We start from the raw sequence: 14,372 nt of genomic DNA on the forward strand, positions 1-14,372 counted from the left end.
GCCATGCTCGCTTTGGCCGCAACAATCCTATGGCTCAGATAAGTGTCCACAGCTCCTAGCGGGCGCTCAGGCCCGAAAGAATGAGACGCAAACCCAGGCCGCCCATGACGGCACCGGCGGCCCGGTCGATCCAGCCCTTGGCGGCAAGATAGAGGCGCCGCGGATGGCGGGCCGAAAAAGCGAAGGCCACGATCGAATACCACCCCGCCTCCACGGCAAAGACGCCGAGCGGCAGCGCGACGATGAGATCGAGGGGCACCGTTCTCGGCAGAAGTGCCGCAAAGAGGCTGGCATAGACGATGATGGTTTTCGGGTTGCTGAGCTGGGTCAGCAGCGCAGTCATGAAGCTCAATCTCAGCGCACGGTTGCCGTTGACGGCGTCAGCGACTTCGAGCGGCTCACCGGCGCTCCTCCAGATATTGACCGCGATATAGACGAGATAGGCGCCGCCTGCGACCTTTAGCAGGACATAGAGCCATTCGAACTGAGACAGCAGCGCCGTCAGCCCGGCCAGCGCCAGCACGGCAAAAACGACACCGCCGGCGCCCATGCCGAGTGCGGCCGCAAGGCCATCCAGCCTGGAACGCGAGATAGCGATCCTGGAGACGACGACGAAGCTCGGGCCGGGGCTCATCGCGCCGACGGCCAAGGCTGCCATGATGCTGATGAAAATGCCGGCAGAAGACATCGGAAACCTCTCTCTTGGATTGAACGAGCGCCAAGGGCACTGCGCTTGCATCCGCGCGCTGATGGTCGTCCATCCCATTTACCAGCTATGCCGGCGGCGGTCACGCGTGTTTGAAGCTGCAGATCGGACCGTCTTCGAGGCAACATCGTCTCTGCCGAAGGCGGCATCCGCTTTCCGGGGCCGGCGCAACCTTCAGAATTTGTCTGCCACCTGAATGCCGGCCGGACCGAGAATAACGGCGATCAGCACCGGCAGGAAGAACAGGATCATCGGCACCGTCAGTTTCGGCGGCAGCGCGGCCGCCTTCTTTTCCGCTTCGTTCATGCGCTCGTCGCGTCCTTCCTGGGCGAGAACGCGCAACGCCTGCGCGACCGGCGTGCCGTAGCGATCGGCCTGGATCAGCGCCTGAGTCACCGAACGCACCAGCTCGATCTGGGTGCGGGTGGCGAGATTTTCGAGCGCCACGCGGCGATCCGGCAGGAAGGAGAGCTCGGCTGTGGTCAGCACCATCTCCTCGGCGAGCGCCGGCGACTGCTCGCCGAGTTCTTCCGACACACGGCGCATCGCGGCCTCGATCGAGATGCCGGATTCGACGCAGATCAGCATCAGGTCCAACGCATCCGGCCAGGCGCGCTTGATCGAGTGCTGGCGCTTGCCCATACGGTTGGAGATATAGATGTTCGGCGCATAGAAGCCGAGATAACCGACGCCGATGACGGCGAAGAGGCGGATCGGCGTGCCCTTTTCGGCGAGATTGCCGAGGCCGAAGACCCAGAAGGCAGCAAGCGCCAGGAAAAGGAAAGGCAGCAGGAAACGTGCCACGAGGAAGGTATTCAGCGCATTCTCCGAACGGAAGCCGGCGGCACGCAGCTTGTTGACCGTGTTTTCGTCGACCAGCGCCTTGCGCAGGTTGAAGCGCTCGACGATCTGACGTACCGAGCGATTGTTCTGGCTCCTGAGCGAGGCCTTGCCGGCGCCGGTTTCCGTGTTCATACGGGCGCGTTCGCGGGCACGGATCTGCTCGCGCTCTGTGGAAACAGCCTTCATGCGCTTGTTCAGGTCGCCGCGCTCGAAGAAAGGAACGGCAATCGTGTAAAAAGTGGCGAAGACGGCGATCGCGACGAGAAGGGCGATCAGCATGCTCGGATTGGTCAGCGTTGCGGCAAGATCCTGCGACATGGTGCTTCCTTCCGGCTAGATGTCAAAATTGACCATGTTGCGCATGACGAAGATGCCGATCGACATCCAGATCGCCGAGACACCCATGATGAAATGGCCGCGCGGATCGGTGAAAAGGATCATCATGTAGTTCGGCGACGTCATGTAGACGAGGGTCGCGACGATGAAGGGCAGAGCCCCGATGATGACGGCCGACGCCTTGGCTTCCATCGAGAGCGCCTGGACCTTGGCCTTCATCTTCCTGCGCTCGCGCAGCACCTTGGAGAGGTTGCCGATCGCTTCCGACAAATTGCCGCCGGCCTGCGACTGGATGGCGATGACGATGGCGAAGAAGTTGACTTCCTGGAGCGGCATGTGGATCGTCATGCGGGCGCAGGCGTCGGGAATGCTGAGGCCTACCTGCTGCGCCTCGATCACCCGCAGGAACTCGCTCTTGACAGGCTCGGTGCCTTCGGTGGCGATAAGGCGGATAGCATCGTTGAGCGGTAGGCCTGATTTGATCGAGCGCGTGATGACGTCAAGCGCATTGGGGAGCTCGTTCAAAAACTTGGTCTGGCGACGCTTGATCAGGAAGCCGACGACCCAGCGCGGCAGGCCGAGACCGGCAACGACGGCGATACCGACCATGACCATCCACGATGCGCCGACGACCAAGGCGACAAGCATCAGAAGAGAGGCGAAGACGGCACTGATGAGATAGAATTTCGCCGCCGTGATCGTCAGGCCGGCCTGCACCAGCCGCGATTTCATCGACACGGTCTTCTTGGTCTTCTGGCGCTTTTCCAGATCCTTCAGATTGTCCTGCACCGATTTACGGCGCTTCGACAGCTCCTGCACCCGGTCACGGGCAGCCTTGACCTTGACCCGGTCGCTTTCGGCCGATTTGACACGATTGATCCGGCTTGCCGATTTCTTGTCGGCCTCGATCTTGGAAAACAACAGCGCATAGGCGACCGCCGCCGCGGAGACGGCGGCGAGGACGACTATTGCCAGGACTATGGGATCGAACCCGAACATATCGCCTATTCCTTCGTTTTCGCTTCCATCGCGTCGAGGGCGGCGGCAAGACGCTTTTCCTCATTGAAGTAGCGGGCGCGATCCCAGAAATGCGGCTTGCCGACGCCGGTCGACATATGCCGGCCGATCAGGCGGCCATTCGCATCCTCGCCTTCGATCTCGTAGCGCATCAGATCCTGAGTGATAATGACGTCGCCTTCCATGCCGATCACCTCGGTGATCTGGGTGATGCGGCGCGAACCGTCGCGAAGGCGCGCCGCCTGAATGACGACGTCGACCGAGCTGGAGATGATCTCGCGCACCGTCTTTGCCGGCAGGGCGAAACCACCCATGGCGATCATCGATTCGATACGGCTAAGGCATTCGCGCGGCGTATTGGCGTGGATGGTGCCCATCGAGCCGTCGTGACCGGTATTCATCGCCTGCAGCAGGTCGAAGACCTCCGGTCCGCGCACTTCGCCGACGATGATGCGCTCGGGACGCATACGCAGGCAGTTCTTGACGAGATCGCGCATGGTGATCTCGCCCTCGCCTTCGATATTCGGCGGGCGCGTTTCGAGACGGACGACATGCGGCTGCTGCAACTGCAGTTCTGCCGTATCCTCGCAGGTGATGACGCGCTCGTCCCTGTCGATATAATTGGTGAGGCAGTTCAGAAGCGTGGTTTTGCCCGAGCCGGTGCCGCCTGAAATGACGACATTGCAGCGCACGCGCCCGATGATCTGCAGCACGGTTGCGCCTTCCGGCGTGATCGCGCCGAAACGGACGAGTTGATCGAGCGTCAGCTTGTCCTTCTTGAACTTGCGGATGGTGAGCGCCGGCCCGTCGATCGACAGCGGCGGCGCGATGACGTTGACGCGCGAACCATCCGGCAGACGGGCGTCGCAGATCGGGCTCGATTCGTCGACGCGGCGGCCGACCTGGCTGACGATGCGCTGGCAGATCGAGAGAAGCTGTGCATTGTCGCGGAAGCGAATCTCGGATTCGATCGTCTTACCGCCGACTTCGATGAAAGTCTGGCCGGCGCCGTTGACCATGATGTCGGCAATGTCGTCGCGCGCCAGCAGCGGCTCCAGCGGGCCGTAGCCGAGGACGTCGTTGCAGATATCCTCGAGCAGTTCTTCCTGCTCGGAGATCGACATCGCAAAGTTCTTGATGGTGATGATGTCGTTGACGATGTCGCGGATTTCCTCGCGCGCACTTTCGCCGTCGAGCTTGGAGAGCTGCGAGAGATCGATCGTGTCGATCAGCGCGGAAAAGACCTGCGCCTTGGTGTCGTAATATTCATCGGTGCGGGCCGGGCGCTTGCGCTGCGGCGTCTGCATCGGCGGCGGCGTCGCCTGCTGGCGTGCGGACTCGCGCGAGGGTTCGACCAGAATGGAGGGGGAAGAGGTCGCAGGGGCGGCGGCCGGAACCGGCGGCGGCGGAGCAATCGCCCCTCCCACCTTTCCGGAACCTTCGTTTCCGCGTTTTCCAAACATGCCAGTCGATCCAATCTGCTCGTTCTAGAGCATTTCCCGATCTCTCCGAGTCACGGAAATGCTCTCTCTTTTTGTTTTCACGCAATTCCGGAGGCAAAACCGCTGCCCGCTTTTGCTGGAATTGCTCATCGTCTACTTGCGCTTCAGGAGGCCCAGCAGGCCGCCCTTCTTCGCCTTCTTGATCGCGACACGGCCGGTGACGATGTGCGATATCTGCGAAAAGGTTTCCGCCGTCGGCGACTTCGGGTCGACTTCGGAGATCATCCGGCCGCTGTTGGCGGCGTTGCCGAAGAGATTTATGTCGAAGGGGATGATCGCGATCGGATCGATCTCCAGCGGCTCACAAAAATCCGACGGCGAAATCTCCGGCCGTTTCGGCATACCGACCTGATTGAGGATGAGATGCGGCGGCCGGTCGTTCGGCCGCATCTTGCGCAGCGCGTCCAGCATGTTCTTGGCGTTGCGCAGATTGGCGAGATCGGGAACCGCTGCGATGACCACCTCGTCGACGCTCGATAGCACCGAGCGCGTCCATTCCGACCATGCATGCGGAACATCGAGCACGGTGACGGGCGCGCTACGCTGCAGGACGTCGAGCACCGGCTGGAAGGCCTGGCCGTCGAAATCATAGGCACGGTCGAGCAGCGAGGGTGCAGCAAGCAGCGACAGATGCTCGGAGCATTTCGTCAGCAGCCGGTCGAGGAAGACCTCGTCCAGACGATCGGGTGCGAAGACCGCTTCGGCGATGCCCTGGGCCGGATCCTGGTCGAAGTCGATGTTCGCCGTGCCATAGGGCAGGTCGAGATCGGCGAGGATCGTCTCGGTGGAGAAGAGATTGGAAATGCCGAAGGCGCAATTATGCGCGATGGTCGAGGCGCCGGTGCCGCCCTTCGAGCCGATAAAGGCGATGCTGCGGCCGAGCGGCTCGGCGTCAGGATCGACGAAGATCGAGGCCATCGCCGTAAGGATATCGGGCATGGCGACGGGCTGGACCATATATTCGGAAATGCCGTTGCGGATGAGCTCGCGGTAAAGCCCGATATCGTTGTAATAGCCGATAATGACGACCTTGGTCGTCGGATCGCAGACTGCGGCGAGCGGCGCGAGTTCGCCGAGCAGGTTCGCGGCATTCGCCTTGGTCTCGAGGATGATGAGGTTCGGCGTCGGGGCGCCGGAAAACATATTGGCGGCAGCGGCGATGCCGCCGCTGGTGATGCGCATGCTGACTTTCGCCACGCGCCGATCATTGGCGCAGCGTTCCATGACATGCTGCAAGGCCTCGCTCTCGCAGAAGGCATGGACAGAGATGCGCGGCAGCGGCCGCATGTTTTCCAGATCCGCCATGCGCACCGCCTCCTCGGCGTTGCGAAGCTCGCTGGGATTCCTGATTTCGTATTCGATCGCGCTCATCGTTCCGTTCCGCCTCAGAATCCGCCGTCGCCGGCATCTTCGATCGTCGTCGTCGTCGTCCGGTATTCCTGGATCGCATTGTTGCGCCGCTGCGCATCGATCGGGGTCATGCCGCGGGGCGCCACCAGATCCTCCGGATTGGCGATCTGGGCGGCAAGGTTGTTCTGCGAGGCGCAGCCGAAATTATAGTAGTTCTGGTTGGTCAAATCGTTCGATATGTCCTTCGGCCATTGACCGCATTGCGTGGTGACCGCGGTGGTGCCGGTAAAGCTCAGCCGGATCGGGGCCGCATCGCCGGGACCGACCGCGACATAGGAGGTGTTGACGATTTTCGAGCTTGCGATCCCCCTCGATGTCAGCTCGGCACGGACCTGATTGCGCAACTGATAGGCTGCCGCCGAATTGGGCGAGCCTTGCGGCGACAGCACGTAAACCGGCCCCGAGGCGCGCGAGATGTAGTTTGCGGCAAAGCCGCGGATGAGGTCGCGCTGGGCGATGGTCAGGCGGCGATCGGTGGAGGCGACGGGTATATCCACCGTCTGCTCCGCTTCCGTGACGATAATCGGGTGGCGGGCGCGGTAATCGTCCGGAATGCCGCCGGTCGTCAGCTGGTCATGCGGGCCGGCGCATCCGGAAAGTATCGCCACCGAAATGGCGACCGTGGCAAAAACCGCCTTCGAGAGTCCGAGGCGGGGTGTCATCGCATTCATATGGGCCATCGCCTGATCTCTGTTTTCTGCCATCGCTGCCGCTCGCGCCCCGCTCATTTGTAGATGAACCCGATCGAGCCGTGGAACTGCGCATCGGCGACGGGCGCCTCGCGGCGGCCATAGACCTTGTTGACACGGTTGAGGAAGAAGGTCGCACCGTCATTCTCAGGGCTGAAATTGTCGTCCGGCCGGTTGAGCTGATTGCGCGCCACCGGGCGCACCAGATAGGGTGTTGCGATGATGACGAGTTCGGTTTCCTGACGCTCGAACCCCTTCTGGCGGAAAAGTGTCCCGAGCAGCGGGATCTTCGAAACGCCGGGTGTGCCGCCCATCGTCTGGGAAACATTGTCGCGGATAAGGCCGGCCAGCGCGATCGAACCGCCCGAGGGCAGCTCCACCGAAGTCTCGGCCGACCGGCGCTGATAAGTGGCGTTGCCGCTGCCGGCCACTGGCTCCGAAACATTGGTCTTGATTTCAAGAGCAATGCGTCCCGATGACAGTACGACCGGTTTGAAGGCGAGGCTGATACCGTAGTTAAATGGCGTGACAGTGACGTTGCCGTCGCTGTCGGTCGTCGAATAAAGCTGCTGGCCACCGGAATTGAAGGTCGCGGCCTGACCCGATATCGCCGTCAGCGTCGGTTCGGCGAGCGTCTTGACGACCTTGGCCTGTTCCAGCGCGTTGAGGTAAGTCGAAATGTCGTATTTGCCGATCGAGCTCTTGAAGAGCGCCGCCAGGCCGCCGCCGACCGTCGCTGTTGCGCTGTCGGCGCTCGGACTGCCGAGCTGGGCGACCGTCATACCGGAGGAATTGGAAACCAGATTGTCGAAGCCGAGCTGCTTCAGTACCTCGCGGCGGACCTCGGCGATGGTTACCTTGAGGGTGACCTGGTCCTCGCCCTCGATCTGCAGGAGGTTGACGACCTGTGAGGTCTGGCGACCTTCGGCAAAGAGCGCCACCGAGCTGTCGCCGCCGGTGCCGGATGCCGTTTCGGTTCTAGTCGTCGCCTCGCCGCCCTTGAGGAAAACCTGCGCCAGATCGGCCGCCTGCGTGGCATCCTGTGGCGTGCGCACCGTGCCGGTCAGCACGATGTTGTCGGAGACGATTTCGACGTTGATATTGGAGTCGCGAATGAAGCGGCGGAGATTGACTTCGAGGCCGGAGACGTCGCGTTCGATCTCGATATCGAGATTGACGATCTCCTGTCCACCGGCGCCGAAGACGAAGATATTCGTCTGACCGACCTTCTTGCCGAACAGGTAGATGCGCCGCGAAGTGCGGGTCACGGCATCGGCCATCGTCGGATCGGAGACGAGGATATCATGCGCATCCTCCGGCAGATCGACGACGACGGCCTTATTGAGCCCGAGCTTCAGCCGACGATGAGCATTGGAACCGGTCTGCGAGATCCGGACCAGGCTATCGGAATCGGCGCGCGCCTCACCTGCTCCGAAAAGCGGGGCGAAAGAGGCCGGCGCCATGCCTGAGAGGCCGACTGCCAGCGAAAGGCAGCCTGTCAGGAGAGGTCCGGCGCGCCGCGTTGAATTGCCCATTTGCACGTCCCTTACTCCGCCTTCGGCGCGGCGCCGGCATCCGTGACGATGGCGCCCGATTTGATGACCTGGATGATCGCACTGCCGTTGTCGCCGCTCAGCAGATAGTCGGCGGCACTGGTGTCTTGCTCCTGCGCATCGGCGACCGAGCGCAGCGCCAGCGACAGCCGGTCCGCCATCTGCTGGGCGACGGCAAGGACCTTCGTTTGATCGGGCGTGAGTTCGAGCGTCGCGGTCGTGCCGACCACCGATTTCGAGCCGTCGTCCTTTTCCTGGATCTGCTGGTCGATGGCGAGGACGCGGACATTGCTTAGCACGGTTTCGGTGATGAGCTTGTCGGCCTCAGCGCCCTTGCGGACCATGATGACGTCGACGCGATCATTCGGCAGGATGAAACCGCCGGCGCCGGTTGCCACCGATATCTCGGTCGCGACGGCGCGCTTGCCGGCCGGTAACAGCGAGGAGAGGATACGACTGCTGGAATCGGCGACCTTTTCCGGCCGGATCGGTTCGCCTTCGAAGATCGGCAGACGCACGACGGCGCCCTGCAGATCCTTGATCGCATCCGGCTTGTCGGCTTCGGTGATGAGGCCGGGGACGACGCCGCCCTGCGGCCAGGCCATCCAATGCACCGACTGGTCGCTCAGCCTTTCGCCAACCGCCAGATTGGCGCTCGAGACGAGGACGTTGACGGTCGGTTCCTTCTCGACGACCGAGCGGACCTGGGTGACGACACCGCCACTGCCCGCCATTTGCATTGCCAGGAGGCCGGCAAGGCCGGCTGCCGCCACGGCGACAGCTAGGATTATAAGGCGGGCCGGTTTCATCGATCATTCCTCAGGGCACTATATGTTCGCCCTGTAGGATGCTCAGCAATTGGTATAATTATGGTTAATGGAATGCTTACATTTTAAGTTAACGGGCATTTAAAATGCCGTTATTTCAGGCTTTCCAGCGCAGCGATGAAGATCGGTGAGGACGGGAAGGCCATGTAGCCGCCGATGGCGATGGCAATGCCATAGGGGATCTTCTTGGCGAGCAGGACCGAGTTCGGCACCGGCAGGCCGATGGCCAGGATGGTGTCCGATTGCGCTCTCACCAGCAGGATCAGCAAGGTGATGAGGCCGCCGATCATGGCGACGTCGGTCATCAGGAAAAGCAGGGATTCGTTCAGACCGAACCAGAGCGCGGTGGCGCTCAACAGCTTGGCGTCGCCGCCGCCCATCACGTTGAAGGCGAAAAGAGCAAAGCAGGCGCTGAAGACGATGGCGGCGCCGGAAAGATGCATGCCGATCATTTCCAGTCCCAAGCCGGAGAACGGCGCGAGGACGAGGAAAGAGGCGATCAGGATCACGGAAATGCGGTTCGGGATCGTCATGGTGAACAGATCGGAGAACGCCGCCATCGCAAGGCAGAGTGGCAGTATCAGGAAAACTGCGGCTGCGATCATGCTCATACCCGATCGTGACTTGATGCGAAAAGGCTCACGGCCGTTCAGCCTGTGAGCCCGCCCGATAGTTCGGCCAGAGCAAATCCGGCCGGCATTCGAATGCCGTTCTGACGATACTTGACTTAGCCGCCACTTGCGGTCTGAGCGCCCGTCATCTTGGTGCTCAAGCCGTTAAACGTGTTGCCGATCTTTTCGCCGAGGGTCGTTGCGCCAGTGATGAGCGCTACGGAAATGAGAGCAGCGATCAGGCCGTATTCGATTGCGGTCGCGCCGGATTCGTCCTTCAGAAAACGGCTAAAAAGCTTGGTCATGGTAACTCCTAACTCCAGTTGATGTTCAGCACGTCCGCCAACTGTTTGCCGTTGATCGGATGACTGCAACCTAGCGAATGGCCGTTTCCATCGGCTTAAGGAAAAGAGTTAACGGCATGTGAAGGAGACAATATGCCCCTGTAGAGTCAGTATTTTCTTATCAGCTTAGTTCAATATTTAACGATATTCGTAGAATAACCGCTGCATTCATCCGGAAATAGCGCATATCCTGTTCCTAACCGAGGCGTGCGCCGGCCGAAGCCGTACCAAATCGGATCATTGCGCCTCATCCCGGAACAGAGTGGTAGGCTTAAGGCTTCGTTCACCAATTTTTTCCATTCTATGCGGATATTGCGCTGTGATCGTGAAAGAGGACCCAATGTCATCGAGCGGCAAAACCATTTTCTTTGCCGGCATGATCGCCGTATTCGGTATTTCGGGAGTGTCCGCAGCCGCAGACGATGACATGTTGCGTGTCTACATGGATCACGCGCGCGTGCTGAAGCTCGATCGCCCTGTCAGCAAGGTGATTGTCGGCAATGCCGCAGTCGCCGATGCGACCGTTGCCGACGCCAAGACCATCGTGCTCACGGGACGCAGCTTCGGCACCACCAATCTGGTTCTCCTCGATGCTGACGGCAACGCAATCCTCGACGAACGCATCCTGGTGTCGATCGACGAGGGCAATACGGTGCGCGTCTACCGGCAGACCCAGCGCTCCGTGCTATCCTGCACGCCGAACTGCGAGCAGCATGCGCAGCAAGCGACCGCGGGCTCACCCTAACGTTCTCTTTTCAACTTCCTCGACCATTCGTTAAAATCGTCGTGTCAGGTTGAAACGGAAAATCAACGAACGGACCTTAGTCTGACGACTGGAAAATGTCGCTCGGATCCAGGCAATGACGGTAATTGATCAGCAGACGGATAAGGGGCGCGCTTTCGTGCCGTTCCGTTTCTTACGGTTTCGCGCTCTCGCCCGCTCGCGCGAGGGTGCTGCGGCGATCGAATTCGCCCTGCTCGCCATTCCCTATTTCCTGGTGATTTTCGCAATCCTCGAAACTTTCGTCGCCTTCGCCGCCGAGGAACTCGTCTCCAATGCCGTCGATACGATGAGCCGCCGGATGCGAACCGGGCAGATCACCTATAATCTCGGCCGCACGACCGATATGAACCAGGCGCAATTCCGCCAGGCTTTCTGCGATGAGATCTCGATCCTGATCCGCTGCTCGGCGACCGAGGTCGCCACGCCGAGCAAGCTGTACCTGGATGTGCAGACGTTCAGCACCTTCTCGGCCATTCCGACGACGATCCCCAAAGTTTCCACCGACAAATATGCCGACATCAACCCGGCGGCCTTCAGATTTACGCCGGGCGGCGCCGGCACCATCAACATGCTGCGCGCCTACTATCGCTGGGACATCACCGCAGATCTGGTTCGGCCTTACATCACCACGATACGTCCCGCCGACGCTTCGATGCCGCGACAATATCTGATCGTCGGGACCGCGGCCTTCCAGAACGAGCAGTATCCATAATGGCGTTGCGCAATCCGTTCACCAGATTTGTCCTGACGGTGCGGCGGCTGGCGCGCGACCGCAAGGGCGCCGGAGCGATCGAATTCGCGATCCTCTTTCCTGTGCTGGTCATGCTCTATATCGGCGCTTTCGAGATCACGGTCGGCCTTAGTGTCAGCAAGCGCGTGACACGCGCCGCAGGAACGGTGGCCGACCTCGTCACCCAGCAGCAATCCGTCACCAAGAGTGCGCTTGCGCAAATGCCATCGGTCGCAAACGCAATCTTCCTGCCCTACAACACGACGTCGCTGACGATGAAGATCACCGGGATTAGCATCGACGCCGGCGCCAATGCGAAAGTGCTCTGGTCCTGGGCGCAAGACGGGACGGTGCCCTATGCCAAGAACGCCGCGGTGAGCGACCTGCCGTCTGATATGAAGACGGCGAACAGTTTCCTGGTCCGCACCGAGCTCAGCATCCCCTATACGATGTTCCTGTTCGCCCCGAACTTCATGCCGGATGGCATGCGCACGATCACCATCAGCCGCAGTTATTTCTACCGCCAGCGGCAAGGCGACTCGATCTCCTGCGGCGACTGCTGACGGCCCTTCCCGCTCTTCTGCCGCATAACTCCCTCAATCGAAATCGATTGGGGAGTTATGCGGTAATTCAAAGTGTTACAGCGTCCTTTGCGCGTCTGAAAAAGACGCGCGGCGCTGTAATTTGCCAAGCCGGCCGCGGCATTATATGGCTGGATCTCAGCCGCCTCCGATATTGCAGAGGCCGGCGATCGGCTCTCTCGGGTGTAAAATGGCGCGTGCCTTTCTTTTTGTTCTGGATTCCTTCGGCGTCGGCGGAGCGCCGGATGCGGCGGCCTATGGCGACGAGGGCGCCGATACGCTTGGCCATATCGCCGAGTTCTGCGCAGCCGGAGCCGCAGACCGCGCCGGATTGCGCGAAGGGCCGCTTTCCCTGCCCAACATGTCGGAACTCGGGCTGATGCAGATCGCGCGGTCCGCCTCCGGCCGGTTTCCGGCCGGAATGCCCGTCCCGGAGAAGGTTTACGGCATTTATGGCGCCGCCACCGAAATTTCCCGCGGCAAGGATACGCCGTCGGGCCATTGGGAGATCGCGGGAACACCTGTCAGTTTCGATTGGGGTTATTTCCCGACGGAGGGAGACGCCTTTCCTCAGGAATTTATCGAGGCATTGTGCAGGGAGGCTGACGTCCCGGGCATTCTCGGCAATTGCCATGCCTCGGGAACGGAGATCATCGCCCGGCTCGGCGAGGAACATATCCGCACCGGCAAGCCGATCTGCTACACCTCCTCGGATTCCGTCTTCCAGGTCGCGGCGCACGAGGTGCATTTCGGTCTCGATCGCCTGCTCGCCTTCTGCCGTTTGGCCCGGGGGCTGCTCGATCCCTACAATATCGGCCGCGTCATCGCCCGGCCTTTCATAGGCCAGTCGGCCTCCACTTTCCAGCGCACCGGAAACCGGCGCGACTTCTCCGTGCTGCCGCCGGAGCCGACGCTGCTCGACCGGCTGATCGAGCACGGCCGGCAGGTGCATGCTGTGGGAAAGATCGGCGACATCTTCGCGCATCAGGGCATTTCCAGGGTCATCAAGGCAAATGGCAACGAGGCGCTGATGGATGCGTCGCTCTCGACGATCGATGAGGCTGAGGATGGCGATCTCGTTTTCACCAATTTCGTCGATTTCGACATGATCTACGGCCATCGCCGCGACGTGCCGGGTTATGCCGCGGCACTCGAAGCTTTCGATGCACGCTTGCCCGACGTTCACAGGAAACTGAAGCCCGGCGATCTTGTCGTGCTCACCGCCGATCACGGCTGCGATCCGACCTGGCGCGGCACGGACCATACGCGCGAGCGCGTGCCTGTCATCGCCTATGGACCTGGCATCCGGTCGCGTTCGATCGGCGTGCGCCGCAGCTATGCCGATATCGGCGAGAGCATCGCCCGGCATCTCGGCATTCCGGCCGGAGCGCACGGAAGGAGTTTTCTGTGACATCGCATTTGAAGAAGGTCGAACTGCACTGCCATCTGGAGGGTGCGGCACCTCCAGCTCTGACCGCGGCGCAGGCGCAGAAATACGGCGTCGACATCAGCGCTGAGCTTCGCGACGGAGCCTATGTCTGGCATGATTTCGCAAGCTTCCTCGAATGTTACGACAAGGTTTCCGAGGTCTACAAGACCGAGGAGGACTATGCGCTGCTGACCGAAACCTATCTAGACGAACTCGCCGGCATCGATACGATCTACAGCGAGCTCATCGTTTCGCCCGACCACGGCAAGCGCATCGGGCTGGGCGCCGATGCCTACATATCAGGTATCTGCGAAGGCATCCGGCGGGCCAGGGAAAAGAGCGGCATCGAGGCCCGGCTGATCGTCACCGGCGAGCGGCATTTCGGTCCGGAGAGCGTGATAGGTGCTGCCGAATATGCGGCAAAGGCCGGCAATCCTTTGATTACCGGCTTCAACCTTGCCGGCGAGGAGCGCATGGGCCGTGTGGCCGATTATGCCCGCGCCTTCGATATCGCCCGCGATGCCGGCCTCGGGCTCACCATCCATGCCGGCGAGGTCTGCGGCGCCTTCAGCGTCGCCGACGCGCTCGATGCCGTGCGCCCCTCGCGCATCGGCCACGGCGTACGCGCCATCGAGGATCTCGATCTGGTAACGCGGCTTGCCGATCTCGGCACCGTGCTCGAGATCTGCCCAGGCTCCAATATCGCGCTCGGGGTCTTTCCCGATTTCGCGTCCCATCCGCTGCGCCGGCTGAAGGAAGCAGGCGTGCGGGTGACGATCAGCTCGGATGATCCGCCTTTCTTTCATACCTCGCTCAAGCGGGAATACGAACTTGCGGCCGGGACTTTCGGCTTCAGCGACGCCGAGATCGATGCCATGACGCGCACGGCGATTGAAGCGGCCTTCGTCGACGATGAGACACGCAAGGCCCTGCTCGCCCGAATTTGAGGGCTAGAGACTGGGGATGATCGGCGCAAATTGACCGCCACTCTTGCGGTCCAGCCGATTTCC

General features: G+C 61.2%; 15 protein-coding genes. 5 read left to right on the plus strand and 10 right to left on the minus strand.

What is annotated here, in order from left to right; translation table 11 throughout:
* Positions 1–55: 55 nt before the first annotated feature.
* From G9X64_RS11270 to G9X64_RS11315, 10 genes are all read right to left on the minus strand, one after another.
* On the minus strand, positions 56–688 hold the full coding sequence (locus G9X64_RS11270) for a LysE family translocator (protein WP_171376573.1): 633 nt from the start codon (positions 686–688) through the stop codon (positions 56–58).
* Positions 689–880: 192 nt separating this feature from the next.
* The gene (locus tag G9X64_RS11275) at positions 881–1,867 is read right to left on the minus strand and encodes a type II secretion system F family protein (RefSeq protein ID WP_020052420.1); all 987 of its coding nucleotides are present in this window, start codon (positions 1,865–1,867) and stop codon (positions 881–883) included.
* 15 nt (positions 1,868–1,882) lie between these two features.
* Positions 1,883–2,884, minus strand: a complete 1,002-nt coding sequence (locus G9X64_RS11280; RefSeq protein WP_171376574.1) for a type II secretion system F family protein — start codon at positions 2,882–2,884, stop codon at positions 1,883–1,885.
* 5 nt (positions 2,885–2,889) lie between these two features.
* A complete protein-coding gene (locus G9X64_RS11285; protein ID WP_171376575.1) occupies positions 2,890–4,365 on the minus strand; it encodes a TadA family conjugal transfer-associated ATPase in 1,476 nt (491 codons plus the stop codon).
* 132 nt (positions 4,366–4,497) lie between these two features.
* The gene (locus tag G9X64_RS11290) at positions 4,498–5,775 is read right to left on the minus strand and encodes a CpaE/TadZ family protein (protein WP_077977208.1); all 1,278 of its coding nucleotides are present in this window, start codon (positions 5,773–5,775) and stop codon (positions 4,498–4,500) included.
* 14 nt (positions 5,776–5,789) lie between these two features.
* Entirely contained in the window at positions 5,790–6,542 is a 753-nt protein-coding gene (locus tag G9X64_RS11295; protein WP_171376576.1) for a CpaD family pilus assembly protein, read from the minus strand.
* The gene (locus tag G9X64_RS11300) at positions 6,539–8,038 is read right to left on the minus strand and encodes a type II and III secretion system protein family protein (protein ID WP_168312725.1); all 1,500 of its coding nucleotides are present in this window, start codon (positions 8,036–8,038) and stop codon (positions 6,539–6,541) included. The genes G9X64_RS11295 and G9X64_RS11300 overlap by 4 nt, the downstream gene beginning before the upstream one ends.
* Positions 8,039–8,049: 11 nt before the next feature.
* A complete protein-coding gene (gene cpaB / locus G9X64_RS11305) occupies positions 8,050–8,865 on the minus strand; it encodes a Flp pilus assembly protein CpaB (protein ID WP_168312726.1) in 816 nt (271 codons plus the stop codon).
* Positions 8,866–8,975: 110 nt separating this feature from the next.
* On the minus strand, positions 8,976–9,488 hold the full coding sequence (locus G9X64_RS11310; protein ID WP_168312727.1) for an A24 family peptidase: 513 nt from the start codon (positions 9,486–9,488) through the stop codon (positions 8,976–8,978).
* A 122-nt stretch (positions 9,489–9,610) separates the two neighbouring features.
* Entirely contained in the window at positions 9,611–9,799 is a 189-nt protein-coding gene (locus tag G9X64_RS11315) for a Flp family type IVb pilin (protein WP_168312728.1), read from the minus strand.
* 379 nt (positions 9,800–10,178) lie between these two features.
* Here G9X64_RS11315 and G9X64_RS11320 point away from each other — a divergent pair, with 379 nt between their 5' ends.
* The 5 genes from G9X64_RS11320 to G9X64_RS11340 all read left to right on the plus strand — a co-directional run bounded on the left by G9X64_RS11320 (position 10,179) and on the right by G9X64_RS11340 (position 14,309).
* The gene (locus G9X64_RS11320; protein ID WP_064653455.1) at positions 10,179–10,583 is read left to right on the plus strand and encodes a pilus assembly protein N-terminal domain-containing protein; all 405 of its coding nucleotides are present in this window, start codon (positions 10,179–10,181) and stop codon (positions 10,581–10,583) included.
* Positions 10,584–10,698: 115 nt separating this feature from the next.
* Positions 10,699–11,334 (plus strand): TadE/TadG family type IV pilus assembly protein, encoded by a 636-nt coding sequence (locus tag G9X64_RS11325; protein ID WP_168312729.1) that lies wholly within the window; start codon positions 10,699–10,701, stop codon positions 11,332–11,334.
* On the plus strand, positions 11,334–11,915 hold the full coding sequence (locus tag G9X64_RS11330; RefSeq protein WP_168312730.1) for a TadE/TadG family type IV pilus assembly protein: 582 nt from the start codon (positions 11,334–11,336) through the stop codon (positions 11,913–11,915). The genes G9X64_RS11325 and G9X64_RS11330 overlap by 1 nt, the downstream gene beginning before the upstream one ends.
* 208 nt (positions 11,916–12,123) lie before the next feature.
* On the plus strand, positions 12,124–13,344 hold the full coding sequence (locus G9X64_RS11335; RefSeq protein ID WP_168312731.1) for a phosphopentomutase: 1,221 nt from the start codon (positions 12,124–12,126) through the stop codon (positions 13,342–13,344).
* Positions 13,341–14,309, plus strand: a complete 969-nt coding sequence (locus G9X64_RS11340; protein WP_168312732.1) for an adenosine deaminase — start codon at positions 13,341–13,343, stop codon at positions 14,307–14,309. The genes G9X64_RS11335 and G9X64_RS11340 overlap by 4 nt, the downstream gene beginning before the upstream one ends.
* Positions 14,310–14,372 lie beyond the last annotated feature (63 nt).

Source organism: Rhizobium sophorae, from assembly GCF_013087515.1.
In the GTDB taxonomy this organism is placed as follows: Bacteria; Pseudomonadota; Alphaproteobacteria; order Rhizobiales; family Rhizobiaceae; genus Rhizobium; species Rhizobium sophorae.